The organism is Streptomyces sp. NPDC001135 (assembly GCF_053598395.1).
Genome location: NZ_JBSFKD010000031.1, coordinates 25,658 through 50,043 on the forward strand (window position 1 = coordinate 25,658; position 24,386 = coordinate 50,043).

Annotated in this window: 23 protein-coding genes and 2 riboswitches; of the genes, 16 read left to right on the forward strand and 7 right to left on the reverse strand. The window is 70.4% G+C overall.

Going from position 1 to position 24,386, the window contains the following annotated elements; translation table 11 throughout:
* Positions 1–83 precede the first annotated feature (83 nt).
* The 3 genes from glyA to gcvT all read right to left on the reverse strand — a co-directional run bounded on the left by glyA (position 84) and on the right by gcvT (position 2,981).
* Positions 84–1,352 carry a serine hydroxymethyltransferase gene (gene glyA, locus ACWC94_RS31090; RefSeq protein WP_450800572.1) on the reverse strand — a complete coding sequence of 423 codons (1,269 nt, stop codon included), beginning with the start codon at positions 1,350–1,352 and terminating at the stop codon, positions 84–86.
* Between the two features lie 14 nt (positions 1,353–1,366).
* Positions 1,367–1,744 carry a glycine cleavage system protein GcvH gene (gene gcvH, locus ACWC94_RS31095; protein ID WP_450800573.1) on the reverse strand — a complete coding sequence of 126 codons (378 nt, stop codon included), beginning with the start codon at positions 1,742–1,744 and terminating at the stop codon, positions 1,367–1,369.
* Positions 1,745–1,853: 109 nt separating this feature from the next.
* Positions 1,854–2,981: a glycine cleavage system aminomethyltransferase GcvT gene (gcvT, locus tag ACWC94_RS31100; protein WP_450800574.1), complete on the reverse strand. Its 1,128-nt coding sequence runs from the start codon at positions 2,979–2,981 to the stop codon at positions 1,854–1,856.
* A gap of 42 nt (positions 2,982–3,023) precedes the next feature.
* Positions 3,024–3,136: riboswitch (glycine riboswitch) on the reverse strand.
* Positions 3,137–3,236, reverse strand: a riboswitch (glycine riboswitch).
* A 163-nt stretch (positions 3,237–3,399) separates the two neighbouring features.
* Here gcvT and ACWC94_RS31105 point away from each other — a divergent pair.
* The 10 genes from ACWC94_RS31105 to ACWC94_RS31150 all read left to right on the forward strand — a co-directional run bounded on the left by ACWC94_RS31105 (position 3,400) and on the right by ACWC94_RS31150 (position 14,773).
* Entirely contained in the window at positions 3,400–4,044 is a 645-nt protein-coding gene (locus ACWC94_RS31105) for an AAA family ATPase (RefSeq protein WP_450800575.1), read from the forward strand.
* Positions 4,045–4,152: 108 nt separating this feature from the next.
* On the forward strand, positions 4,153–4,944 hold the full coding sequence (locus ACWC94_RS31110) for an enhanced serine sensitivity protein SseB (protein WP_450800576.1): 792 nt from the start codon (positions 4,153–4,155) through the stop codon (positions 4,942–4,944).
* A 187-nt stretch (positions 4,945–5,131) separates the two neighbouring features.
* Positions 5,132–5,914 carry an enhanced serine sensitivity protein SseB C-terminal domain-containing protein gene (locus ACWC94_RS31115; protein WP_450800681.1) on the forward strand — a complete coding sequence of 261 codons (783 nt, stop codon included), beginning with the start codon at positions 5,132–5,134 and terminating at the stop codon, positions 5,912–5,914.
* Positions 5,915–6,184: 270 nt separating this feature from the next.
* Positions 6,185–7,192, forward strand: coding sequence for an ABC transporter permease (locus ACWC94_RS31120; RefSeq protein WP_450800577.1), 1,008 nt, complete (start codon positions 6,185–6,187; stop codon positions 7,190–7,192).
* 70 nt (positions 7,193–7,262) lie between these two features.
* A complete protein-coding gene (locus ACWC94_RS31125) occupies positions 7,263–9,050 on the forward strand; it encodes an ABC transporter substrate-binding protein (protein WP_450800578.1) in 1,788 nt (595 codons plus the stop codon).
* Positions 9,051–9,160: 110 nt separating this feature from the next.
* Positions 9,161–10,159, forward strand: coding sequence for an ABC transporter permease (locus ACWC94_RS31130; protein ID WP_450800579.1), 999 nt, complete (start codon positions 9,161–9,163; stop codon positions 10,157–10,159).
* The gene (locus tag ACWC94_RS31135) at positions 10,156–11,253 is read left to right on the forward strand and encodes an ABC transporter ATP-binding protein (RefSeq protein ID WP_450800581.1); all 1,098 of its coding nucleotides are present in this window, start codon (positions 10,156–10,158) and stop codon (positions 11,251–11,253) included. Before ACWC94_RS31130 ends, ACWC94_RS31135 begins: the two co-directional genes overlap by 4 nt.
* The gene (locus ACWC94_RS31140) at positions 11,250–12,575 is read left to right on the forward strand and encodes an ABC transporter ATP-binding protein (RefSeq protein WP_450800582.1); all 1,326 of its coding nucleotides are present in this window, start codon (positions 11,250–11,252) and stop codon (positions 12,573–12,575) included. The genes ACWC94_RS31135 and ACWC94_RS31140 overlap by 4 nt, the downstream gene beginning before the upstream one ends.
* Positions 12,576–12,674: 99 nt before the next feature.
* Positions 12,675–14,066, forward strand: a complete 1,392-nt coding sequence (locus tag ACWC94_RS31145; protein ID WP_450800583.1) for a M1 family metallopeptidase — start codon at positions 12,675–12,677, stop codon at positions 14,064–14,066.
* Positions 14,067–14,113: 47 nt separating this feature from the next.
* On the forward strand, positions 14,114–14,773 hold the full coding sequence (locus ACWC94_RS31150) for a trimeric intracellular cation channel family protein (RefSeq protein WP_450800584.1): 660 nt from the start codon (positions 14,114–14,116) through the stop codon (positions 14,771–14,773).
* Here the strand turns inward: ACWC94_RS31150 and ACWC94_RS31155 are convergent.
* On the reverse strand, positions 14,682–15,971 hold the full coding sequence (locus tag ACWC94_RS31155; RefSeq protein WP_450800585.1) for an alpha/beta hydrolase: 1,290 nt from the start codon (positions 15,969–15,971) through the stop codon (positions 14,682–14,684). The two genes, ACWC94_RS31150 and ACWC94_RS31155, sit on opposite strands and share 92 nt — an antisense overlap.
* Positions 15,972–16,134: 163 nt before the next feature.
* Between ACWC94_RS31155 and ACWC94_RS31160 the strand changes: the two genes are divergently transcribed.
* A complete protein-coding gene (locus ACWC94_RS31160) occupies positions 16,135–16,995 on the forward strand; it encodes a thioesterase family protein (RefSeq protein ID WP_450800586.1) in 861 nt (286 codons plus the stop codon).
* Between the two features lie 74 nt (positions 16,996–17,069).
* Here ACWC94_RS31160 and ACWC94_RS31165 read toward each other — a convergent pair whose 3' ends face one another.
* Entirely contained in the window at positions 17,070–17,678 is a 609-nt protein-coding gene (locus tag ACWC94_RS31165; RefSeq protein ID WP_450800587.1) for a TIGR03086 family metal-binding protein, read from the reverse strand.
* A gap of 101 nt (positions 17,679–17,779) precedes the next feature.
* Here ACWC94_RS31165 and ACWC94_RS31170 point away from each other — a divergent pair, with 101 nt between their 5' ends.
* Positions 17,780–18,805 (forward strand): helix-turn-helix transcriptional regulator, encoded by a 1,026-nt coding sequence (locus ACWC94_RS31170; RefSeq protein ID WP_450800588.1) that lies wholly within the window; start codon positions 17,780–17,782, stop codon positions 18,803–18,805.
* A 464-nt stretch (positions 18,806–19,269) separates the two neighbouring features.
* Here ACWC94_RS31170 and ACWC94_RS31175 read toward each other — a convergent pair whose 3' ends face one another.
* Positions 19,270–19,896: a TetR family transcriptional regulator gene (locus ACWC94_RS31175; protein WP_450800589.1), complete on the reverse strand. Its 627-nt coding sequence runs from the start codon at positions 19,894–19,896 to the stop codon at positions 19,270–19,272.
* A gap of 145 nt (positions 19,897–20,041) precedes the next feature.
* Between ACWC94_RS31175 and ACWC94_RS31180 the strand changes: the two genes are divergently transcribed.
* The 3 genes from ACWC94_RS31180 to ACWC94_RS31190 all read left to right on the forward strand — a co-directional run bounded on the left by ACWC94_RS31180 (position 20,042) and on the right by ACWC94_RS31190 (position 22,217).
* Positions 20,042–20,209: a hypothetical protein gene (locus ACWC94_RS31180; RefSeq protein ID WP_450800590.1), complete on the forward strand. Its 168-nt coding sequence runs from the start codon at positions 20,042–20,044 to the stop codon at positions 20,207–20,209.
* 32 nt (positions 20,210–20,241) lie between these two features.
* A complete protein-coding gene (locus tag ACWC94_RS31185) occupies positions 20,242–20,520 on the forward strand; it encodes a DUF4190 domain-containing protein (RefSeq protein ID WP_450800591.1) in 279 nt (92 codons plus the stop codon).
* A gap of 527 nt (positions 20,521–21,047) precedes the next feature.
* The gene (locus ACWC94_RS31190) at positions 21,048–22,217 is read left to right on the forward strand and encodes a cysteine desulfurase family protein (RefSeq protein ID WP_450800593.1); all 1,170 of its coding nucleotides are present in this window, start codon (positions 21,048–21,050) and stop codon (positions 22,215–22,217) included.
* Positions 22,218–22,510: 293 nt separating this feature from the next.
* Here the strand turns inward: ACWC94_RS31190 and ACWC94_RS31195 are convergent, their stop codons facing one another.
* Positions 22,511–23,140 (reverse strand): N-acetylmuramoyl-L-alanine amidase, encoded by a 630-nt coding sequence (locus ACWC94_RS31195; RefSeq protein ID WP_450800594.1) that lies wholly within the window; start codon positions 23,138–23,140, stop codon positions 22,511–22,513.
* A gap of 116 nt (positions 23,141–23,256) precedes the next feature.
* Here ACWC94_RS31195 and mnmA point away from each other — a divergent pair, with 116 nt between their 5' ends.
* Entirely contained in the window at positions 23,257–24,381 is a 1,125-nt protein-coding gene (mnmA, locus tag ACWC94_RS31200) for a tRNA 2-thiouridine(34) synthase MnmA (protein ID WP_450800595.1), read from the forward strand.
* Positions 24,382–24,386 lie beyond the last annotated feature (5 nt).

Consider the following 24,386-nt stretch of genomic DNA (forward strand, 5'->3'; position numbering starts at 1 on the left):
CCTCAAGAAAGCGGTACAGGGGTGGTGGGGCACCCTCGGGCACTCTCCTCCGAGTGCCCCACCGGGGACTTACTTGTCCGGACCTACTTGTTCAGGCCCGGGTACAGCGGGTGCTTGTCGGCGAGCGCCTTCACGCGCGCCTTGAGGGCCTCCGCGTCGTAGGACGGCTTCAGCGCCTGCGCGATCACGTCCGCGACCTCGGCGAAGTCCTCGGCCGTGAAGCCGCGGGTCGCCAGGGCCGGCGTACCGATCCGCAGGCCGGACGTCACCATCGGGGGGCGCGGGTCGTCCGGGACCGCGTTGCGGTTGACCGTGATACCGACCTCGTGGAGGCGGTCCTCGGCCTGCTGCCCGTCCAGCTCGGACGCGCGCAGGTCGACCAGGATCAGGTGCACGTCCGTGCCGCCGGACAGGACGTTCACCCCGGCCTCACGGGCGTCCGCCGCCGTCAGGCGCTCGGCGAGGATCCGGGCCCCCTCCACGGTACGACGCTGGCGCTCCTTGAACTCCTCCGAGGCGGCGACCTTGAAGGAGACCGCCTTCGCCGCGATCACGTGCTCCAGGGGACCGCCCTGGAAGCCCGGGAAGACGGACGAGTTCAGCTTCTTCGCGAAGTCCTTGCCGCGGGCGAGGATGATGCCGCCGCGCGGACCGCCCAGCGTCTTGTGCGTGGTGGAGGTGACCACGTCGGCGTACGGCACCGGGTTGGCGTGCAGACCGGCCGCGACCAGGCCCGCGAAGTGCGCCATGTCGACCCACAGGTAGGCCTCGACCTCGTCGGCGATCCGCCGGAACTCGGCGAAGTCGAGCTCACGCGGATAGGCGGACCAGCCCGCGATGATCACCTTCGGGCGGTGCTCCTTGGCGAGGCGCTCGACCTCGGCCATGTCGACCAGGCCGGTCTCGGTGTCCACGTGGTAGGCGACCACGTTGAACTGCTTGCCGGAGAAGTTCAGGCGCATGCCGTGGGTCAGGTGGCCGCCGTGCGCCAGGTCCAGACCGAGGATGGTGTCCCCGGGCTGGGCCAGCGCGAACAGGGCCGCCTGGTTGGCGGAGGCGCCGGAGTGGGGCTGGACGTTGGCGTACTCGGCGCCGAACAGCTCCTTGATCCGGTCGATGGCGATCTGCTCGGCGACGTCGACGTGCTCGCAGCCGCCGTAGTAGCGGCGGCCCGGGTAGCCCTCGGCGTACTTGTTGGTCAGCACCGAGCCCTGCGCCTCCATCACCGCGAGCGGCGCGAAGTTCTCGGAGGCGATCATCTCCAGCGTGGACTGCTGGCGGACGAGCTCGGCGTCGACCGCGGCGGCGATCTCCGGGTCCAGCTCGTGCAGGGACGTGTTCAGGACGGTCATACGGCTACGACTCCTCAGCCGGCGTTCTGGGCGGTGTACTCGTCGGCGGAGAGCAGGTCGGCCGGCTCCTCCGTGACGCGCACCTTGAACAGCCAGCCGCCCTCGAAGGGGGCCGAGTTCACCAGCGACGGGTCGTTGACGACGTCCTCGTTGATCTCGGTGATCTCACCGGTGACCGGCGAGTACAGGTCGGAGACCGACTTGGTCGACTCCAGCTCGCCGCAGGTCTCGCCCGCGGTCACCGTGGAGCCGACCTCGGGGAGCTGGGCGTAGACCACATCGCCGAGCGCGTTGGCCGCGAACTCGGTGATGCCGACCGTCGAGACGCCGTCCTCGGCGGCCGACAGCCACTCGTGCTCCTTGCTGTAGCGCAGCTGCTGGGGGTTGCTCATGGCCTGAATTCTCCTGTACGCGCGGGAGTGCTGATGAAGGGGGGACTAGTGAAACCGCTGGTGAGCAGCGGAAACGTGCGCGGGGTCACACGGTGACCGCGCCCAGTGTCTACTTCTGGCGCTTGTAGAACGGCAGCGCCACGACCTCGTACGGTTCGTGGCTGCCCCGGATGTCCACGCCGACGCCCGGGGTGCCCGGGGCCGCGTGTGCCGCGTCGACGTAGGCCATGGCGACCGGCTTGCCCAGGGTGGGGGAGGGGGCGCCGGAGGTGATCTCGCCGATCACCTGACCGTCCGCGACGACGGCGTACCCGGCGCGCGGCACGCGCCGGCCCTCGGCGATCAGCCCGACGAGGACCCGCGGCGGGTTCTCCTGGGCCCTGGCGGCGGCCTCGGCGAGCGCGGCGCGCCCCACGAAGTCGCCCTCCTTCTCGAACTTCACCACCCGGCCGAGCCCGGCGTCGAAGGGGGTGAGCGCGGTGGTCAGCTCGTGCCCGTACAGCGGCATGCCCGCCTCCAGGCGCAGCGTGTCCCGGCAGGACAGGCCGCAGGGGACCAGACCGACGCCCTCGCCGGCCTCGGTCAGCGCCTGCCACAGCTGCACGGCGTGCTCCGGCTTCACGAACAGCTCGAAGCCGTCCTCGCCGGTGTAGCCGGTGCGGGCGATCAGCGCCGGGACGCCGGCGACGGTGCCGGGCAGGCCGGCGTAGTACTTCAGGCCGTCGAGGTCGGCGTCGGTGAGGGACTTCAGGATGCCGGGGGACTCCGGGCCCTGGACGGCGATCAGCGCGTACGCGTCCCGGTCGTCACGGACCTCGGCGTCGAAGCCGGCGGCGCGCTCGGTCAGCGCGTCCAGCACCACCTGGGCGTTGGAGGCGTTGGCGACGACCATGTACGCGGTCTCGGCGAGCCGGTAGACGATCAGGTCGTCCAGGATGCCGCCGTCGGCCCGGCAGATCATGGTGTAGCGGGCGCGGCCGACGCCGACGGAGGCGATGTTGCCGACCAGGGCGTAGTTGAGGAGGGCGGCGGCCTCGGCGCCGGTGACGGTGATCTCGCCCATGTGGGAGAGGTCGAAGAGGCCCGCCTTCGTGCGTACGGCGATGTGCTCGTCGCGCTCGGAGCCGTAACGCAGGGGCATGTCCCAGCCGGCGAAGTCGGTCATGGTCGCGCCGAGCGAGCGATGCAGCGCGTCCAGCGCGGTATGACGCAGCTCAAGGGGTTCGGTACTGCTCATCGGACGGTCGTCTCCCAGGAAAGCAGGACGGGCGAGGAACGTTCCTCCCCATCTGTCATCGGAACCTGAGAGGTTCGCCAGGACCGCCACAGGGACGATCACGGCTTGCACCTTGGGTGGAGCCACTGTCGCAGCGGCCCGCTTTTCAGATGTGCCTCGCCCGCGCGGTAACGGGGCCTGAGAGATTCAAGGGAGGGACTTGCTCCTTCGGCGCCCCGGCGGCAGTGCTGCCAGGGACTCTCCCGCGCGGATTCAAGCGGCCGGTATGCAGTTGGCGGCCACATCATTGCACGGCGAGCCGGCTTTTGTAACCGACCTGTGGCAGGACACGGACCTCTCCACCACCGTCGTTCATTACCTTCTCTTTACGTGCAGCGGGAACGGACATTACCGGGCCGACAGGGGAGGAAGATCCACGGTGAACAGGACCGCGGTGTGTGCCACCGCCACCACCCGCACCACGGTGCCGAGGCAGCGTCCCGCCCCGGCCCCCGTCGTCCGTGACCTGCGCGACCGCGCCGGCCGCGGCCCGCACACGCTGTTCTTCGGCCCCGGGGACCTGGTGGTGGTCACCGGCCTGCCCGGCAGCGGCAAGTCCACCCTGATACGGCGCGCGGTCGCCGGCCGCCGCATCGACTCCCAGGACATGCGCGACCGCTTCGCTGCCCGACTGCCCCGCGCGCTCCCGTACACCCTCTACCGCCCGCTGGTCCGCCTCGCCCACTACGCCGGCCTGCGCCGCGCCCTGCGCACCGGGGAGGGCCTGGTCGTCCACGACTGCGGCACCCAGCCCTGGGTGCGCGCCTGGCTCGCCCGCGAGGCGCGCCGCCGCGGCGGCACCCTCCATCTGCTCCTGCTCGACGTCGCGCCCGGTACCGCCCGCGAGGGCCAGCGGTCCCGCGGCCGGGGCGTCTCCCGGTACGCCTTCCGCCGCCACCGCCGTACGACCGCCCGGCTGCTCGACGCGGTCGAGCGGGGCGAGCCGCCCGCGGGCTGCGGTTCCGCGGTGCTGCTGGACCGCGCGGCGGCGGACACCCTGCGGCGGATCGCGTTCACCGGATGACCTCGCATGCACCAAAGGAGGGGGACGACGTGCACAGGGTGAGGGACTGTCACCGCCACCCGCTAGCCTTCTTGGTCACAGCAGTGGTTTCCAGCAGGCGGTAGGCAGATGGACTTCCCGGCGGACATTCCCGCGGACTTCCCGGCACAGGCGCACCCCCAGCCGCACGGCGGCTGGCCCGGCAACGAGCTGGAGGAGGTGCTCTCGGCCTCCCTCGGCATACCCGCCGCGGCCGGCCGGATCATCGAGGTCCTGGGCCGCAGTCTCCTGTGGATCCCGCTGCCGGGCGGCGGCGGCCCCGACAGCGGCCCGCTGGACCTGCCCACGCTGGACATCGGCGGTCAGGTGTACGTCCCGGTGTTCAGCTCCGAGGAACAGCTGCGCCAGGCGGCGGGCTCCCACATGTCGTACACCATCGCCCCCGCCGTGGAGTTCGCCCGTGGTCTGCCCGCGCAGGTCGGCATCGCCGTGAACCCCGACGCCCTGGTCGGCATCCCGCTCCCGCCCGAGGCGGTGGCCGAGCTGTGCCGGACCGGCCGCACCCCGCTCGACGGCCCCGGCACCGGCGGCCGGGTCCGCCTCTTCGAACCCGACTGGCAGGACGACCCGGTCGACTTCCTCTCCACCGCGTCCGCCGAGTTCGCCGAGACCGGCGTGGTCCTCACCGCCCGCCGCTGCCTGGCCGCCATAGAGACGGACGACCCGGTGATGTTCGTCGGCGTCGAACTCTCCCAGTGGGAGGGCGACCTGCGCGCCCTCCCCCTGCAGGCCCTGGGCCGAGCCCTCGGCAAAGTCCCGGTCAAGTGGCCGGTCAACCTGGTCCTCCTGGACGTGACCGACGACCCGGTGGCCGGCTGGCTCAAGTCGAACGTCCGCCCCTTCTATCAGTACGGTCACTGATCAGCGGGCAGGGAGCAGCGGACCTCAGGGGCGCGGGGGACTGCGCGACAAGCCCCCCACGCACCCGCACCCGCGCACGTACCCAAGGCGGCACCCCCGTGGGCGCTTAAGCTGTCTCCACACGCGGGGCACAAAGAAGAGAAGGGCACGACAGGTGAGCGCGAGCCACAGCGGCAGCGTCGAGCACATGCTGCGCCAGGTCACGCCCGGACGCTACGACGCCTACGAGGCCCTGCTCCGTGCCCTCGCCACCCCCTCCTCCGGTCAGATCTGGATGCTCCTGTGGCACGGCCAGGCCGGCTCCCCGGACGCCCAGTACGGAAACATGGAGGTCGACGGCTTCCAGTACGCCCCCTGTGTCACCTCCGCCCAGGAGCTCTCGGTCAGCGGCTGGAACCGGTCGTACGAGGTCGTCGACGGACTCGACGTGGCCCGCACCCTCTATCCGGACCAGTACGGCCTCTGGCTCAACCCGCACGCCCCGGGCGGCGGGGTCGGCATCCCCTGGCTGGATCTGCGCCGCATCGCCACGGGCCTGGACCGCCAGCCCGCCGGACCTCTCGGGCTGACCGAACCCGGCATCGAGATCCCGCAGTTCTACGCCCTGCTCACGCAGAACGCCCACCGCACCCCGGCCCTGCGCTCCCTGCGCCGCGCCTGGGTGCAGCCGGCGCTCGGCGCGCCGTACCTCGCCATCGGCCTGGACGTGTACGACACCTCGCCGGCCGCGGTCGACTCGGTGCGCGCGATGATGCAGCAGTCCGTCGGGGCGGTCCCGGAGGGCCTGCCGGTGTCGACGGTCGCGATGACCGACGAGTACGACCCGGTCGTGATGTGGATGCGGGCCAACGCCCGCCCGTTCTACGACCGCGAGGCCCACGCCGTGCCACAGCCCCAGCTCCAGGCCTCCCCGCAGCGGCAGGCACCCGCCGCCGGATACGGCTATCCACCGGTGCACGGCAGCTACTGACCTGGGCTCATTGCCCATAAGTCCCGTTTTGCCCATCCGGCTGCTCTGCCCGGCCCCGTCCGGTCGCCGTAACTCTCTGTCCGCATAACAGGAAACGCCTGCTTGCATCACGGTTGCGCATCCATTCCCTGTCAAGGCTGGCGGCTGATCGCGCAAGCGTTGAAGACTCCCCCTTCAAGGGGTTCGCCCCTGTGTACGACGGACTGTTTGATGCCGCTACCAGCGGCAAGTGCGGGCCGGCTACCGCCGGTTGAGAGGGGTCCCAGCCTGATGACGGCACCATTGCACGAGCCGACCGCGGAAGCGGCCCCGGGTGCGGCAGAGGAAGCGGCGGTCGCGGCCACCGACGCGAAGGCCGTTCAGGGCCGCTCCCTGGGCCGGATCGCCTGGGAACGCCTCAAGCGGGACAAGCTGGCCCTCACGGGCGGCGTAGTCGTGCTTCTCCTCATCGTGATCGCCCTGCTCGCACCCGTGATCACGAACCTCGTCGGCCAGGACCCGGACGCCTACCACCAGGGCCTGATCGACCCGCTGTTCAGCACCCCCAAGGGCTCGATGGGCGGCATGAGCGGCGACCACCTGCTCGGTGTCGAACCGGTCAACGGCCGCGACATCTTCGCCCGCATCCTCTACGGCGCCCGGATCTCGCTGCTCGTCGGCTTCCTGTCCGCCGTGGTCGCCGTCATCCTCGGGACCATCCTCGGAATCCTGGCGGGCTTCTTCGGCGGCTGGGTGGACTCGGTCATCAGCCGGGTCATGGACGGCCTCCTCGCCTTCCCGCAGCTGCTGTTCATCATCGCGCTGGTCTCCGTCATGCCCAACCAGATGCTGGGACTCACCGGCACGGGCGTGCGTGTGTTCGTGATGATCCTGGTCATCGGCTTCTTCGGCTGGCCGTACATCGGCCGCGTGGTGCGCGGCCAGACACTCTCGCTGCGTGAACGCGAGTACGTCGAGGCGGCCCGCTCGCTCGGCGCCGGGCGGTTCTACATCCTCTTCAAGGAACTGCTGCCCAACCTCGTCGCGCCCATCATCGTGTACACGACGATGATGATCCCCACGAACATCCTGACCGAAGCGGCGCTCAGCTTCCTGGGTGTGGGCGTCAAGCCGCCCACCTCCTCCTGGGGACAGATGCTCTCGAGCGCGATCGACTACTACGACTCGGACCCCATGTACATGGTGATCCCTGGCGTGGCGATCTTCATCACGGTTCTGGCCTTCAACCTCTTCGGCGACGGCGTGCGGGACGCGCTCGACCCGAAGGCTTCCCGCTGAAGTGCCGTACCCCAAGCGTCCCGTGAGCTCTTCCACGGGGTCTCTCATCAAATCCGGAGGATCCGAGATCGTGAACACCCAACGCACCTCAGGGCGGCGCAAGCAGGCCCTTGCCGCTGCCGCAGTGGTCGCCGGGCTGCTGACCACGGCGGCGTGCGGCGGAGGCAACGGCGGCGGCTCGAAGGACGGCGCGGCCGGCTTCAACGCGGCGGTCAACAAGGTTGCCCAGGCCGATCAGGTCAAGAAGGGCGGCACGCTGAAGTTCGTGAGCACGCAGGACGCCGACTCGTGGGACACCACGCGCGGCTACTACGGGTTCATGTGGGACTTCTCGCGCTACTACAGCCGCCAGCTGGTCACCTACAAGACCGCGCCCGGTGCCGAGGGCGCCACGCTCACCCCGGACCTCGCCACCGACATGGGCAAGGTCTCGGACGGCGGCAAGACCTACACGTTCACGCTGCGCGACGGTGTCACGTGGGAGGACGGCAAGGCGATCACCTCCCAGGACATCAAGTACGGCATCGAGCGCGTCTGGGCGCAGGACGTCCTGTCCGGCGGTCCGATCTACCTCCAGCAGATGCTGGACCCGAAGAACACCTACAAGGGTCCGTACAAGGACTCCGCGAAGGACCACCTGGGCCTGAAGGCCATCTCGACGCCGGACGCGAAGACGATCGTCTTCCACCTGCCGGCGCCCAACTCGGACTTCCTCCAGACGCTGGCGATGACCGCGGGCTCCCCGGTCCGCCAGGACAAGGACACCAAGTCCAAGTACGGTCTGCACCCGTTCTCCTCGGGTCCGTACAAGTTCGAGTCCTACGCCCCGGGCAAGAACCTGGTCCTGGTCCGCAACGACCAGTGGAAGGCGTCCTCCGACCCGGTCCGCAAGGCGTACCCGGACAAGATCACGATGGACATCTCCACCAACCAGGTCAACTCGGACCAGCAGCTGATCAACGGCGACTACGACCTGGACGCCAGCCAGACCGGCCTGGGCCCGCAGGGCCGCCAGATCGCCCTGAAGCAGCACAAGGACAACCTGGACAACCCGGTCTCCGGCTTCATCCGCTACGCGGTCTTCCCGCAGAGCGTCAAGCCGTTCGACAACATCCACTGCCGCAAGGCCGTGATCTACGCCGCCGACCACGTGTCGCTGCAGACCGCCCGCGGTGGCCCGATCGCCGGTGGTGACATCGGCACCAACATGCTCCCGCCGTCGGTCGCCGGTGGCGAGGGCCAGAAGTACGACCCGTACCAGATCGCGACCAAGAACAAGAACGGCAACGTCGCCCTGGCCAAGCAGGAGCTGAAGGCCTGCGGCAAGCCGGACGGCTTCTCCACCACCATCGCGGTCCGCAACAACAAGTCGCAGGAAGTGGCCACCGCGGAGTCCATGCAGGCCGCGCTGAAGAAGGTCGGCATCAACGCCGACATCTACCAGTACGACGGCTCGCAGTCCCCGGGCATCATCGGCTCGCCCTCGAACGTGGCGAAGAAGAAGCTCGGCATCATCATCATGGGCTGGGGTCCGGACTTCCCGACCGTCCAGGGCTACGGCATCCCGCTGTGGAGCAGCAAGTACATCCTGCAGAGCGGTAACAACAACTACGCCCTGATCAAGGACAAGACGATCGACGGTCTCTTCGACCAGTACACCACCACCCTGGACAACTCGAAGAAGACCCAGCTCGCCACGGAGATCAACCACAAGGTCTCGGAGGGTGCGTACTACCTGCCCTTCACCTTCGAGCGGCTGCTCAACATCCGCTCCTCGCGTCTGGCCAACGTGTACACGACGAACGCGTACAGCGGTTACTACGACTTCGTCAACCTCGGCCTGAAGTCCACGAAGTAAACCCGGCACACCCGCCGTACGGCACGAAAGGCAGGTGAAGGCCGGCGCGGCGAGCCGCGGGCCCACCGGAAGATCTCCGGGGGCCCGCGGTCCGCGGCGGGCCGTTAGCTGTGCTCGCTTACCTCATCAGGCGGCTGTTCGCCGCCGCAGTGATGCTGGTCGTCATCATCCTGGTGGTCTTCAGCATCTTCTTCCTCGTCCCCAAGTGGGCGGGCGTGGACATCGCCACGAGCTTCGTGGGCAAGCAGGCCGACCCGCACGCCGTCGAGGCGGTGCGCGAGAAGCTGGGTCTGGGCGACCCGATCTACGTCCAGGTCTGGCACTTCTTCAAGGGCATCTTCGTCGGCCGCACCTACTCGGCCGGCGGTGACGTCACGCACTGCGCCGCGCCGTGCTTCGGCTACTCCTTCCGCAGCGAGCAGGCCGTCTGGCCGGTGCTGACCGACCGCTTCCCGGTGACCCTGGGTCTCGCGCTCGGCGCCGCCGTGCTGTGGCTGGTCTTCGGTGTCGCGGCGGGTGTGCTCTCCGCCCTCAAGCGGGGCAGCATCTGGGACCGCGGCGCGATGGTCGTCGCCCTCAGCGGCGTGTCCCTGCCGATCTACTTCACGGGCATGCTCGCCTCGGCGATCTTCGTGTTCGGAGTGAACTGGTTCGGCCCCAAGTACATCCCGCTCGGCGACAGCGTCTCCGGCTACTTCGGAAGCATGATCCTGCCCTGGGTCACCCTCGCCTTCCTCTACGCGGCGATGTACGCCCGAATCACCCGGGCCACCATGCTGGAGATCCTCGGTGAGGACTACATCCGTACCGCCCGCGCCAAGGGCCTCACGGAGCCGGTCGTCATCGGCAAGCACGCCATGCGCTCCACGATGACCCCCATCCTGACCATGCTCGGCATGGACCTCGGCGCCCTGATCGGCGGCGCGATCCTCACCGAGACCACGTTCAGCATCCCCGGCCTCGGCCAGGCCGTGCTGACCGCCATCAAGAACCAGGATCTGCCCATCATCCTGGGCGTGACCCTGATCACCTCCCTCGCGGTGCTCATCGCCAACCTCGCGGTGGACATCCTGTACGCCGTGATCGACCCCCGAGTGAGGCTCGCATGACCGAACTCAGCAAGACCGGAGCGGCCGTGGGCGAGCCCACCGGCTCCTCGCCCGCGCCGACCTCCTTCCTGGAAGTGCGCGACCTGAAGGTGCACTTCCCGACCGACGACGGCCTCGTGAAGTCCGTCGACGGACTGAGCTTCAAGCTGGAGAAGGGCAAGACCCTCGGCATCGTGGGCGAGTCGGGCTCCGGCAAGTCCGTGACGTCGCTCGGCATCATGGGCCTGCACACCGCCGGCCAGTACGGCAAGCGCAAGGCGCAGATATCGGGCGAGATCTGGCTGAACGGCACCGAGCTGCTGTCCGCCGACCCCGACCACGTGCGCAAGATGCGGGGCCGCGAGATGGCGATGATCTTCCAGGATCCGCTGTCGGCGCTGCACCCGTACTACACGATCGGCGCGCAGATCGTGGAGGCCTACCGGACCCACCACGACGTCGACAAGAAGACCGCCAAGCGTCGTGCGGTCGAGATGCTCGACCGCGTGGGCATCCCGCAGCCGGACAAGCGGGTCGACAACTACCCGCACGAGTTCTCCGGCGGTATGCGCCAGCGCGCCATGATCGCCATGTCGCTGGTGAACAACCCCGAGCTGCTCATCGCGGACGAGCCGACCACCGCGCTCGACGTGACGGTCCAGGCGCAGATCCTGGACCTGATCCGCGACCTGCAGAAGGAGTTCGGCTCCGCGGTCATCATCATCACCCACGACCTGGGCGTCGTCGCCGAACTCGCCGACGACATCCTGGTGATGTACGGCGGCCGGTGCGTCGAGCGGGGTCCGGCGGACAAGGTGTTCTACGAGCCCCGCCACCCCTACACCTGGGGTCTGCTCGGCTCGATGCCGCGCCTGGACCGCGACCAGCAGGAGCGCCTGATCCCGGTCAAGGGCTCGCCGCCCTCGCTGATCAACATCCCGTCCGGCTGCGCCTTCAACCCGCGCTGCCCGTACGCGGACCTCCCGAAGGACAACCTGACCCGCACGGTCCGCCCCGAGCTGACCGAGGTCGGCGACAAGCACTGGGCCGCCTGCCACATGTCGCAGGAGCAGCGGGAACGGATCTGGACCGAAGAGATTGCGCCGAAGCTGTGAGTGAGAACGCAGAGGACAAAGCAGGGAGCATCCCTGCACAGAGCGACGGCGCGGAAGAGAAGTCCGCCGGTACGGCCACGCTCACCAAGGACGCCGCTCCCGGCGAGATCCTGCTCAAGGTGACCGGGCTGCAGAAGCACTTCCCCATCAAGAAGGGCCTCTTCCAGCGGCAGGTCGGTGCCGTGCGCGCGGTCGACGGGATCGACTTCGAGGTCCGCTCCGGCGAAACCCTCGGTGTGGTGGGCGAGTCGGGCTGCGGCAAGTCGACGATGGGCCGGCTGATCACCCGGCTGCTCGAACCGACCGCCGGCACCGTCGAGTTCGAGGGCAAGGACATCACGCACCTCGGCGTGAGCGGCATGCGTCCCATGCGCCGCGACGTGCAGATGATCTTCCAGGACCCGTACTCGTCGCTGAACCCGCGCCACACCATCGGCACGATCGTCGGGGCCCCCTTCCGGCTCCAGGGCGTCGAGCCCGAGGGCGGGATCAAGAAGGAAGTGCAGCGGCTGCTGTCGGTGGTCGGTCTCAACCCCGAGCACTACAACCGCTATCCGCACGAGTTCTCCGGCGGTCAGCGCCAGCGCATCGGCATCGCCCGCGCGCTCGCCCTGAAGCCGAAGCTGGTCGTCGCGGACGAGCCGGTCTCCGCGCTGGACGTGTCGATCCAGGCGCAGGTCGTGAACCTCATGGACGACCTCCAGGAGGAGCTCGGCCTGACGTACGTGATCATCGCGCACGACCTCTCGGTCGTCCGGCACGTCTCGGACCGCATCGCGGTGATGTACCTCGGCAAGATCGTCGAGCTGGCCGACCGGGACTCGCTGTACAAGGCGCCGATGCACCCGTACACCAAGGCGCTGATGTCGGCGGTGCCGATCCCGGACCCGGCGCGCAAGAACGCGAAGAGCGAGCGCATCCTGCTCAAGGGCGATGTGCCCTCGCCGATCTCGCCGCCCTCGGGCTGCCGCTTCCACACCCGGTGCTGGAAGGCGACGGAGATCTGCCGGACCACCGAGCCGGCGCTCAAGGAGCTGAAGCCCGGTCAGCGCGTCGCCTGCCACCACCCGGAGAACTTCGAGGACCAGGCCCCGCAGGACACGGTGCTGCTGACCGCCGCGAAGGAGGCGGCGGAGCTGGTCGCCGACGAGGTCCTCGCGGAGTCGGCGGAGACGTCGGCGGCGGTGGCGGCGGAACTGGCCGAGGAGGCCGCGGAGGAGAGTGCCGCGGAGGACAGCGCCTCGGACGAGAGCGCCCCGGAGGACAGCGCCTCGGAGGACAGCGCTGAGGAGAGTGACTCCCAGGAGTCAACCGACAAGTAGCGCATGACAACTGGGCAAAGTCATGCACATGCCTGAACGGGAGAGTGCAGAGTCGTCCGTGTCCGACCACTGATCGGTACACGCTCGAAAGGGACGACCATGGCACTCTCCCGTTCGGCACGTCTGGGGGCGGTCGCGACCGCGGCGGCCTCCTTCTTCGTCATCGGCGCTTCCCCCGCCCCCACCCCGGGCGCCCCCGGCATCGGCGACGCCTACTTCCCGCGGCTCGGCAACGGCGGCTTCGACGCCCTGCACTACGACCTCGACGTCGCCTACGCCCCCGGCACCGGCCGCCTGGACGGCCGTACCACCCTCACCGCCCGAGCCACCCAGAACCTCTCCTCCTTCGACCTGGACCTGCAGCAGTTGCAGATCACCGGGGTCGAAGTGAACGGCAGACGGGCCGGGTTCACCCGGGACGGCGACGAGGTGACCGTCACGCCACGCCGAAGCCTGCGGCGCGGACGTACCTTCGAGGTCACCGTCACCTACGGCGGCATACCCCAGCCCCTCGGCGGGCCCATCGTGTTCGGCTCCAAGTACGGCTGGATGAAGACCGCCGACGGTGTCTTCGTCGCCTGCGAGCCCAACGCCGCGTCCACCTGGTTCCCGTCCAGCGACCACCCCTCCGACAAGGCCACCTACGACATCCGGATCAAGGCGCCCAAGGGCCTGACCGGCGTCTCCAACGGCCGGCTCCTGTCGACGTACGACAAGGGCGGCTCGACGTACACCCACTGGCGCGAGTCGAAGCCGATGGCGACCTACCTCGCCACCGCCACCATCGGGAAGTTCGACGTGCGCACCGGCCGCACCCCCGGCGGCATCCCGCTCTACGTCGCGATCGACCCCGTCCTGAGGAACAGCAACAACGTCGACGTGTACGCCGTCACCGCCGCCGCCACCGACTACTGGTCGCGCGTCTTCGGGCCGTACCCGTTCGAGGAGACCGGCGCCATCGTCGACGACATGCCGGAGGCCGGGTTCTCGCTGGAGGTGCAGAGCAAGCCCGCCTACTCGGCCGTGCGCAGCGAGACGACCATCGTGCACGAGCTGGCCCACCAGTGGTTCGGCGACTCGGTGAGCGTGGCGCGGTGGAAGGACATCTGGCTCAACGAGGGCTTCGCCACCTATGCCCAGTGGCTGTGGGCGGAGCACCAGGGCACCCGCTCGGCCCACGACTCGTTCCTCGCCGCCTACGACGCCCGGCCGGCCGACTCCGGCTTCTGGCAGATCAAGGTCGACGACCCGCAGCGCGACACGATGTTCTCCTCCGCCGTCTACCAGCGCGGCGCGATGACCCTCCAGGCACTGCGCGAACGCATCGGCGACAAGGCCTTCTTCACCCTGCTGCCCGCCTGGACCAGGCTCCACCGGTACGGCAACGCGGACACCGCCGGCTTCATCCGCCTCGCCGAGCGCGTCAGCGGGCAGAAGCTGGACGACCTGTTCGACACCTGGCTGTCCACCACAGGCAGGCCTGCCCTGTGAGCCTGGCTTTGTAAGGTTCACGCCCGTCGGCAGGTGAGAATACCGAGGTGCAGCTCCAGCAACTCTTCAGTCCCTCCGTCCAGCACACGCTCGATGTCATCGGCATCTTCGTGTTCGCGATCTCCGGCGCCCTGCTGGCCGTCCGGAAGAACTTCGACGTGTTCGGCATCGCCGTGCTCGCCGAGGCCACCGCGCTGGGCGGAGGGCTGTTCCGCGACCTGGTCATCGGGGCCGTCCCCCCGGCCGCCTTCACCGACCTCGGGTACTTCCTGACCCCGCTGCTCGCCGCGCTGGTCGTCTTCTTCCTGCACCCGCACGTGGAACGCATCCAGTCGGCGGTGCTGGTCTTCGACGCGGCCGGCCTCGGCCTGTTCTGCGTCAGCGGGACGACGAAGGCGTACAGCTACGGCCTCAACCTGACCGCGTCGGCGACGCTCGGGCTCGCCACCGCGGTCGGGGGCGGTGTGCTGCGCGACGTGCTCGCCAACGAGGTGCCCTCACTGCTGCGCTGGGACCGCGATCTGTACGCGGTCCCAGCGATCGTGGGCTCCACCATGGTGGTGCTGTGCCTCCACTACGACGCCCTGACCCCCCTCACCAGTGGGCTCGCGGCCGTCACCGCTTTTGTGCTGCGCCTGCTCGCGATGCGGTTCCACTGGCGAGCTCCGCGTGCGTGGAACCGCCGGTCGACGGTGACCGAGGAGTAGTGCCGGTGGTACCGGCGGCGTTCCCGCCGGCAGAACCCGTGGTGCCGGCGAGGGACTGGTCCTGGCCCTTGGCGTGGTTCTGGCCCATCTGCAGGGTCAGCCAGCGGAACACATCGCCGACCTGGGGCCGCCACAGCGCCATGTTGTGGCCGCCGGCGCTGCGCGGCAGGAACACCACGTGCACGGTCGTCGGCGCCTTGGCGACGGACTCCAGGGCCACGCCCGCCTCGTAGCCGTCGCGGGACTCTCCCGAGACGTAGAGCGCGATCCGCGGCGGCACGGCCGCCTTCTTCAGGATCAGGAAGGGGTTGTTCTGGGCGCGCAGGGTGGGGTTCTGCGCGGCCAGGGAGTTGCGCTCGCCGATCGGGTCGTTGTAGCCGGACAGGCTGACCGCGGCCCGGTACCGGTCCGGGTGCGCCACGGCCAGCTTGACCGCGCAGTGGGCGCCCGCCGAGTACCCGGCCACGGCCCAGCCCTGCGGCGCCGGCTGGGCCCGGAAGTTGTCCGTGACCATCTTCGGCACGTCGATGCTGAGCCAGGTGTCGGCGTTGACCTGGCCGGGGATGTTCGCGCAGCCGGTGTCCACGCCGGCCAGCAGGTTGGTGCGCGGGGCGACCATGATGAAGGGCGCCACCTGGCCGCTCTGCATCAGCGGCAGCAGCTGCTCGTGCGCCTTCATGGAACCGAACCAGGCCTTCGCCGAACCGGGGTAGCCCGGCAGTACCTCCACCACCGGGAACTTCTTGTGGCGGTAGGCCGGGTCGTTGTACTGCGGCGGCAGCCAGACGTAGACCTCGGCGTTCACACCCGAGACCCGCCCCTTGAGCTGGGTGACGCGGACCCCGCCGGCCGCGTGCATGCCGGGCCCGGAGGCCGCGGTGAAGGTCTGCTTGACCTTGGGCAACCGTTTCACCGCTATGCCGCCGGTGCCGTCCCGGCCCAGGTCCCGGGCCTGCTGGACGTGGTTGCCGGTACCGAGCAGGTCGGCCCAGTTGTCGTACAGGTTGTTCTGGTTGTTGACCAGAACGAAGATCAGTGTGACGGCGGTGCCCTGGGCGAACAGCAGCATCAGCACGCGGGCCGCGGCGCGCAGGGCCTTGGGCCCGCGCACTCGTGACCACAAAACGAGCGGCAGTATCAGTGCAACCACGGCCAGCACAATGGTCGTGTAGAGGAACGGAGTCCCGGTGAGGCTCATGTCCCCATAGATGGGAATCAGGGCCCTGAGGTTGTGGACGAGTCGGCACACTTACCGAGAAATTGCCGGAACCTCACCCGACAGAGGGATCGAGGGGCCCCGAGCGGCCTGATGTGGCCGCAAAAAGCTACCGCTTAGTAGTTTCCTGTTGTACCGTTCACCCATGCCAGAAGCAGCTTCCGCCCCTGCCACCCGGGCCGAGATCGGCGACAGCGAGTTCGACCGCGACACGGCGGTCACCCGGCGCGAGCCCGGGGTCCACGACATCGACCTCTCGGCCGGCTGGACCATCTTCAACGCCGTGAACGGCGGCTACCTGCTGGCTGTGCTCGGCCGGGCCCTCGCGGACACCCTCCCGCACCCGGACCCCTTCACCGTCTCCGCGTACTACCTGACCGCGTCCCGGCCCGGCCCGGCGGTCATCCGCACGGAAACGGTGCGCACGGGCCGCACCCTCTCCACGGGCCAGGCCTCCCTCCTCCAGTACGACGACGAGGGCAACGAGGTCGAACGCATCCGCGTCCTCGCCTCCTACGGCGACCTCGCCGCCCTCCCCGACGACGTCCGTACGACCGCCACGCCGCCCGCGATCCCGCCCCTCGACCAGTGCTTCGGCCCCGAGGACGGACCTTCTCCGGTCGAGGGCGGCTCGGCGATCGCCGACCGCCTGATGCTCAAGCTGGACCCGTCGACCCTGGGGTGGGCGCTGGGCGCGCCCTCCGGCAAGGGCGAGATGCGGGCCTGGTTCGGCCTGGCCGACGGCCGTGACGCCGATCCGCTGTCGCTGTTGTTGGCGGTGGACGCCCTGCCGCCCACGGCCTTCGAGCTCGGCCTGAAGGGCTGGGTGCCCACGGTCGAGCTCACCGTCCACATCCGCCGCCGCCCGGCCCCCGGCCCGCTGCGGGTGTCCATCACCACCCGCAACCTGGCCGGTGGCTTCCTGGAGGAGGACGCCGAGGTCTGGGACAGCGAGGACAACCTGGTCGCCCAGTCCCGCCAGCTGGCCCGGGCCGGACTCGGCTGAGCGGACCCCTCCGGCCGGCGGGGTCGCCGCGCATCCGGCCCGGCTGCGGTTCCCGGTCCGGTCGTACGGCGCGGTCAGGCCCGGGTGAGGGGTGTGCGGCCGAGCCAGGCGGCGAGCTGCTCGTACGGGCCGGCGTCACCGGGTGCCGGGCGGCGGGTGTCGAAGGGGGTCTCCTCGTCGCGGGGGCGCGAGTCCGGCAGTACCTGGCGGGCGGTGGTGAGCGCGAACCCGGCCAGTTCCGGGTCGAGCCGGTGCGGATGCCCGACGGCCTCGGCGAGGTCCCAGGTGTGCGTCACGATCTCCATCACATAGCCGGACAGCGCCGCATGGCCCGGTACCTCGCCCCACGGCACCCGGACCGGGGTCGTCATCCGCTCGTCGCTCTCCCAGGCCTTCAGCACGCGGACACGCACCTCGTCGTAGGCCGCTGCCCAGCCGTCGTCCTCGACACCGTCGGTGACGGGCTGCACGGCGAGCCCGTCGCCGCCCTCGCCGACCACGGCGATCCGCCGGGTGCCGCCGACGATGTGGCTCAGCAGGGCCCGGACGTCGAACTCCGTACAGGGCGTCGGGCCGTCGAGCTGGTCCGGCCGTACGGTCTTGATCAGGGCCGCCACCTGGTCCGTGGCGCGGACGTAGAAGGGGCGCGGGTCGATGAACTCGCTGGTGGTCCCGGTGGTCATGGTGTGCCTCTCGGTAGGTCGGTACGCCGAGGATGGCGCAATAACCTGACACCCGCCGTCAACATTTGCGCGGGAAACCGTCCGGGCGTGATTCTGGGCGGGTGAAGTCCGACCGGCTGTTGTCGATCCTGCTGCTCCTGCAGACCCGGGGCCGGGTCCCCGCGCACGAACTCGCCGACCGGCTGGAGGTGTCGGTCCGCACCATCTACCGGGACATCGAGGCGCTGTCGGCCTCCGGCGTCCCGGTGTACGCCGAACGCGGCCGGCACGGCGGCATCGAACTCCTCGCCGGTTACCGCACCGACGTCACCGGACTGACCGCCGACGAGTCCCGCGCCCTGTTCATCCTGGCCGCACAGGGCGCCCATGCCGCGCTCGGGCTCGACACGGCCCTCGGCTCGGCCCTGCGCAAGGTGATGGCCGCGCTGCCGGCGCCGCACCGGCCCGCCGCCGAGGTGACCAGCCGCCGCATCCTGGTCGACGCCACCCGCTGGAAGAGCGGCCCCCCGCGGTCCGTCGACCTCGAGGTGCTCCAGGACGCGGTGTTCTCCGACCGGCGCCTGAAGCTGCGCTACCGGCACAGCGGGGAGCGGGAGCCGCGGACGTACACCGTGGACCCGTACGGCCTGGTCGCCAAGGCCGGGGTCTGGTACCTGGTCGCCGACCGGCGCGGGGCGCCGCGGCTGTTCCGGGGCGACCGGATCCGCTCGGCCCGTCCGCTGGACGAGCCGGTACGGCGCCGGCCCGGGGTCGAACTCGCGGATGCCTGGGAGGCGCTGCGTCGTCAGGTGGAGGAACGGCAGGGCGGGATCGAGGTCACCGTCCGCGTCCGGCGCGAGCGGCTCGACATGTTCCAGCGGGTGATGGCCGCCGAGCTGACCGCGCTGCCCGACGACGACGGCCGCAGCGACTGGGTCACCGCCCGGCTGACCTACCCGGTGCTGCGCGCGGTGCGCCAACTCCTCGGGTTCTCCGACCAGGTGGAGCTGGTGGACCCGCCCGAGGCCCGCGCCGAGCTGCTGGCGGCGGCCCGTTCCGTCACGGCCCTGTACCAGGAGGGGCCCGCCCCGGAACTGACAGCTGACGGACAGAACGGGCTCAAGGACCCCCAAGGCACGGTTGGTTGAGTCGGCCCCTCAGGACTTTCTCATCCTCACCGGAGCTGACTCCCATGAAGCGTGGCCGTCTCGTCCCCGCCGTCGCCCTGCTGGCGCTGACCCCGCTGCTGCTGGCCGTGTGCGGCTCGGGTGACGCGTCCTCCTCGCCCGGCAGCGGCAACGCCGGTCGGCAGCAGGGCTGTCAGGCGCCGTCCGGCATGCCCACCGGCGGTGCCAAGGGCCATCGCCCGAGCGGCGCACCGTCCGGGGCGCCGTCGGGCGCGCCGACCGCGAAGCCGACCGGCACGCCCAGCGGTACGCCCACGGGCATGCCGGGCGGTGCGCCCGGCGGACAGGGCGGGCAAGGCGGCCGGGGCGGACAGGGCGGCGGCTGTGGCGGTCCGGCCGGGGGGGCAGGCCGGAGGCCGGGCTCAGCAGGGCGGGCAGGTCCGGCAGGGCTGACCCGGTCCCCTCGGGTCTCTGTGTCCGTTCTCTCAGTCCGTCCAGTGGCTGCGGCCGATGCTGATGAGCCGCAGCTGCCGGGTGGCGAGCTGCGTGACGCGCTCCCGCTCCTGCGGCGGGAATTCCAGCGCCTCCAGGAACAGGGAGGCGGTGATGAGCATCTGGTCGACGTAGAGATGCGCGAGCATCAGCAGGTCGTCGTCGTTCCAGCCCGCGGCCTCGGGGTCCTTGGCCAGCTCGGCCTTCACCTCCTCGGCGAACCGGACCAGTTGGGCCCGGATGGCCTCCCGCACCGGTTGTACCCCGCCATGTCGTTCCCGGGCGATAAACCGGACATGTGCGGGGTACGCGTCCACGTGGCGGGCGATCAACTCGATGGCACGCACGATGCGTTCCTCGCTGTCGCCCGCCGTGGACACCGTCGTCCGCACCATCGGGTGCAGGCTGCCCAGCGCCTCGTCGACCAGCGCCACCCCCAGGTCGGCGGTCGAGCGGAAGTGCCGGTAGAAGGCGGTCGGAGCGACGCCGACGGCCCGGGTGACCTCACGCAGGCCCAGGCTGCTCAGGCTCTGCTCCTCCAGCAGCGCGAGCGCCGCGTCGAGGAACGCCTGCCGGGTCTTCTGCTTCTGGGCCTGCCGTATGCCGAGGGTGTGACTCATGTCATCCAGTTAACAACTGTTCTCCGGAATTGAAAAGCCGTGGAACGCGCTAGAGTAGAAGTCAGTGAACAACTGTTACTACAACTGTTCACCGAAACTTCACACCGGCCCGATACGAGGTATCCCGGAGGGGGGATCCCATCCCATGCTGTTCCTCGTCGCCGCACTCATGCTGCTCGGTGTCGTGCTGGGCACCGTCGCCCACGCGCCGCTGACCGTCACCGCCGCTGTCGCCGCCGTCATCGCCGTGTGGCTCGGCGTCTTCGCGATCCGCGAGCGCCACGGCCGCCGGCGCCGTACGCAGGCCAACTGACCGTCCGCCACGACTTCCAGGAGCTGAGCACCATGCAACTCACCGCACCGGTCACGAGCCGCGACGACACCCGGCCGACCGCCCGCGACGCCGACGGCATGGCCGTGGCGTCCTTCATCCTCGGCCTTCTCGGCCTGCTCGCCCTCAACATCTTCCTCGGTCCGGTCGCCATCGTCCTGGCCGCCGTGTCCCTCTGGCGCGGCACGACCCGCCGCGGCCGGGCCTGGCTGGGCCTCACCCTGGGCGCCGCCGACCTGGTGGTCCTGGTGGTCTCGATGCAGCTGTCCCACACGCTCTCCTGGAGCCTGTGACCCCACCCGGCACCGAGCCCCGGCCCCGAGGACGACGGGGCACCGGCCCGGCACACCCCCCACCACCGCCGCGCGGCACCACAGAGGCCGGGCACTCCCGCCGTCTCCGCCGCGGATGCACCCTGGCAGCCGACCCGCCACCACCGGCCCCCGCGCCGTCGCCGCCGTAGGCGGTCGTGCCGCCGTCCGCGATGTGCCCGCAGCCGGCCGCCCTGCCGTAGACAGTCGTTGCGTCGCCCGCAACGGGCCGCAGCCGGCCACCGCGCCCGCCCCGCCGTGGGCTGTCGTTACGCCGCCGGCAACGCGCCGCAGCCGGCCACCGCACCCTCCCCACCGTGGGCAGTCGTTCCGCAGGGCGGAACGGGTGGGCACGGCCGACCGTGCCGGGCACCTCGCCGCCAAGCCCAGGTACAGCCCACGCAAGGCGCCCCACCTCAGCGCAACCTCGCAGCCAACGCAAGCCGCCCCGGCCAACGGCAGCCTCGCAGCCAAGGCGAGCCGCAAGGGGGCCGTAGAATCAGGGCACCATGGCTTACCTCGACCACGCCGCGACCACCCCCATGCTCCCGGAGGCGGCAGAGGCCCTGACCGCCCAGTTGAGCATCACGGGCAACGCCTCCTCCCTCCACGCATCCGGCCGCCAGGCACGCCGCACGGTCGAGGAATCCCGCGAAACCCTCGCGGAAGCGCTCGGCGCCCGCCCCAGCGAGGTCCTCTTCACCTCGGGCGGCACCGAGGCGGACAACCTCGCCGTCAAGGGCCTGTACTGGTCCCGCCGCGACGCCGACCCGTCCCGCACCCGCGTCCTGGCCAGCCCCGTCGAGCACCACGCCGTCCTCGACGCCGTCCACTGGCTCGGCGAACACGAGGGCGCGACGGTGGAGTACCTCCCCGTCGACTCCTACGGCCGCGTCCACCCGGAGGCCCTGCGCGAGGCCATCGCCCGCAACCCCCACGACGTCGCCCTGGTCACCGTGATGTGGGCCAACAACGAGATCGGCACCGTCCTGCCGGTCCGCGAACTCGCCGAGGTGGCCGCGGAGTTCGGCATCCCGATGCACGCCGACGCCGTCCAGGCCCTCGGTCAGGTCCCGGTCGACTTCGCGGCCTCCGGCCTCGCCGCGATGACCGTCTCCGGTCACAAGATCGGCGGTCCCTACGGCATCGGCGCGCTGCTGCTCGGCCGTGACCACACCCCCGTGCCCGTCCTGCACGGCGGCGGCCAGGAGCGGCACGTCCGCTCCGGCACCCTCGACGTCCCCGCCGTCGCCTCCTTCGCCGTCGCCGGCCGGCTCGCCACCGAGCGCCGCGAGTGGTTCGCCCGCGAGATCGGCGCCCTGCGGGACCGGTTGATCGACGCCGTGCGTACGGCCGTACCGGACGCGATCCTCGGCGGCGACCCGGCACCGGGGGGCCGTCTGCCGGCCAACGCGCACTTCACCTTCCCCGGCTGCGAGGGCGACTCCCTGCTGCTCCTGCTGGACGCCCAGGGCATCGAGTGCTCGACCGGTTCCGCCTGCACCGCGGGCGTCGCCCAGCCCAGCCATGTGCTGCTCGCCACCGGCACCGCCCCGGACCTGGCCCGCGGCACCCTGCGATTCTCCCTCGGGCACACCTCCACGGAGGCGGACGTCGAGGCGGTCGCGAAGGCGATCGGCCCGGCGGTGGAGCGGGCGCGGGCGGCTGGGCTCAGCTGAGACGCGGGCGCGCGGACGCCGGGGGCGCCGGAACACGAAAGCGACCTACGAGGCGGGTTCCCTTCGCCGGCATTGTCCGGATCAGGTGATGGGGGTCGCCGTCGGGTCCAGTCCTTGCGACCTTCTGGCCTCTCAGCCCGAGCGTCGATGTCGGCACCAGCGGAGACTTGTGTACCTCTCGTTGAAGAGATCATGTATCTCTCGCTGAAGTCGGCTACTCCGCTTGAACTCCCTCACTCGTCCCGTAGGTCTGACAATCAGGATAGAACCGCTCCTACCGGACAAAAAAGGGCCTACGCCTTGATTTTTTTCAGGTATCTCTCCCAGTCCCAGTGCGGCCCCGGATCGGTGTGGTCCGTCCCCGGCACCTCCACGTGCCCGATGATGTGCTCGCGGTCCACCGGTATGCCGTACCGCCCGCATATCGCCGCCGTCAGCCGCGCCGAGGACGCGTACATGGCGTCCGTGAAGGAGGAGGCGTCGTCCACGAAGCCCTCGTGCTCGATGCCGACACTGCGTTCGTTGTACGCGCGGTTGCCCGCGTGGAAGGCCACGTCCAGCTCCCGTATCAGCTGGGTGACCCGGCCGTCCCTGCGCACGATGTAGTGCGCCGCCGCCCCGTGCGCCGGGTCCTGGAAGACCTTCACCGCGCTCGCGTAGCCGCCCTGCGTGACATGGATGACGACCCGGTCCACGGAATAGTCGTCCGGCCGGTCCGCCCGACGGTAGTTGGCCGGGGAGGCCGGCACCCAGCGCGCGCCCCGGAAGTCCACGGCCCCCGCCACCCGGGGCTTCTCGACCCCCGGCAGCCGCCACCACAGGTGCGACAGCTCCTCGCGGGCCAGCACGGCCGTGCCCACGGCGGCCGCCGCGCCGCCGACGAGCAGGGCCCGCCGCCCCAGCCGCCGATCCGCGTCGCTCATGCCCTCCCCTTCCGCACGCGTCCCGCACCTTGTTCCGCGCCCCGTTCCGCCCCCCTGTGATCGTCAACGGATATCCGGCGGCCCCGGTTCCCGCCGCCCCGTACCCTGGAGGGGCTATGACTGAGACCCCGCAGCGCCCCCTCCGCGTCCTCGCCGCCATGTCCGGTGGAGTCGACTCCGCCGTCGCCGCCGCGCGTGCCGCGGAAGCCGGCCACGACGTCACCGGCGTCCACCTCGCGCTCTCCGCGAACCCGCAGTCCTTCCGGACCGGCGCGCGGGGCTGTTGCACCATCGAGGACTCGCGGGACGCCCGCCGCGCGGCCGACGTCATCGGTATCCCGTTCTACGTCTGGGACCTCGCCGACCGCTTCCGCGAGGACGTCGTCGAGGACTTCATCGCCGAGTACGAGGCCGGCCGCACCCCCAACCCGTGCCTGCGCTGCAACGAGAAGATCAAGTTCGCCGCCCTGCTCGACAAGGCCCTCGCCCTCGGCTTCGACGCGGTCTGCACCGGTCACTACGCCAAGGTGATCCTCCACGAGGACGGCTCCCGCGAGCTGCACCGCGCCTCGGACATGGCGAAGGACCAGTCGTACGTCCTCGGTGTGCTGGACGAGCGGCAGCTCGCCCACGCGATGTTCCCGCTCGGCGACACGGTCACCACCAAGGAGGAGATCCGCGCCGAGGCCGAGCGCCGGGGCCTGGCCGTGGCCAAGAAGCCCGACTCGCACGACATCTGCTTCATCGCCGACGGCGACACCCAGGGCTTCCTGGCCCAGCGGCTGGGCAAGGCCGAGGGCGACATCGTCGACGAGTCCGGCGCCAGGCTCGGCACGCACGAGGGGGCGTACGGCTTCACCATCGGCCAGCGCAAGGGCCTGCGCATCGGCACCCCGGCCCCCGACGGCAAGCCCCGCTACGTCCTCGACATCTCCCCGGTCACCAACACGGTCACCGTCGGCCCCGCCGCCGCCCTGGACGTCACCGCCCTGACCGCGATCAAGCCCCGCTGGTGCGGCACCGCCCCCACCGGCCCCGGCGTCTACACCGCCCAGCTGCGCGCCCACGGCGGCGAGACCGAGGTCACCGTGCAGCCGGTCGACGGCGAGCTGCGCGTGACCTTCACCGAGCCGGTCCGCGGCGTCGCCCCCGGCCAGGCGATCGTCCTGTACGACGGCACGCGCGTGGTGGGCTCGGCGACGATCGCGTCGACCACGCGCTCGACGGCCGCGGCGGTGTAGCCCGG

Coding starts and splice junctions, on each gene's coding strand:
- glyA (WP_450800572.1), bottom strand. CDS start 1,352: ATGACCGTCCTGAACACGTCCCTGCACGAGCTGGACCCGGAGATCGCC.
- gcvH (WP_450800573.1), bottom strand. CDS start 1,744: ATGAGCAACCCCCAGCAGCTGCGCTACAGCAAGGAGCACGAGTGGCTG.
- gcvT (WP_450800574.1), bottom strand. CDS start 2,981: ATGAGCAGTACCGAACCCCTTGAGCTGCGTCATACCGCGCTGGACGCG.
- ACWC94_RS31110 (WP_450800576.1), top strand. CDS start 4,153: ATGGACTTCCCGGCGGACATTCCCGCGGACTTCCCGGCACAGGCGCAC.
- ACWC94_RS31115 (WP_450800681.1), top strand. CDS start 5,132: ATGCTGCGCCAGGTCACGCCCGGACGCTACGACGCCTACGAGGCCCTG.
- ACWC94_RS31120 (WP_450800577.1), top strand. CDS start 6,185: ATGACGGCACCATTGCACGAGCCGACCGCGGAAGCGGCCCCGGGTGCG.
- ACWC94_RS31135 (WP_450800581.1), top strand. CDS start 10,156: ATGACCGAACTCAGCAAGACCGGAGCGGCCGTGGGCGAGCCCACCGGC.
- ACWC94_RS31145 (WP_450800583.1), top strand. CDS start 12,675: ATGGCACTCTCCCGTTCGGCACGTCTGGGGGCGGTCGCGACCGCGGCG.
- ACWC94_RS31155 (WP_450800585.1), bottom strand. CDS start 15,971: ATGAGCCTCACCGGGACTCCGTTCCTCTACACGACCATTGTGCTGGCC.
- ACWC94_RS31160 (WP_450800586.1), top strand. CDS start 16,135: ATGCCAGAAGCAGCTTCCGCCCCTGCCACCCGGGCCGAGATCGGCGAC.
- ACWC94_RS31165 (WP_450800587.1), bottom strand. CDS start 17,678: ATGACCACCGGGACCACCAGCGAGTTCATCGACCCGCGCCCCTTCTAC.
- ACWC94_RS31175 (WP_450800589.1), bottom strand. CDS start 19,896: ATGAGTCACACCCTCGGCATACGGCAGGCCCAGAAGCAGAAGACCCGG.
- ACWC94_RS31180 (WP_450800590.1), top strand. CDS start 20,042: ATGCTGTTCCTCGTCGCCGCACTCATGCTGCTCGGTGTCGTGCTGGGC.
- ACWC94_RS31185 (WP_450800591.1), top strand. CDS start 20,242: ATGCAACTCACCGCACCGGTCACGAGCCGCGACGACACCCGGCCGACC.
- ACWC94_RS31190 (WP_450800593.1), top strand. CDS start 21,048: ATGGCTTACCTCGACCACGCCGCGACCACCCCCATGCTCCCGGAGGCG.
- ACWC94_RS31195 (WP_450800594.1), bottom strand. CDS start 23,140: ATGAGCGACGCGGATCGGCGGCTGGGGCGGCGGGCCCTGCTCGTCGGC.
- mnmA (WP_450800595.1), top strand. CDS start 23,257: ATGACTGAGACCCCGCAGCGCCCCCTCCGCGTCCTCGCCGCCATGTCC.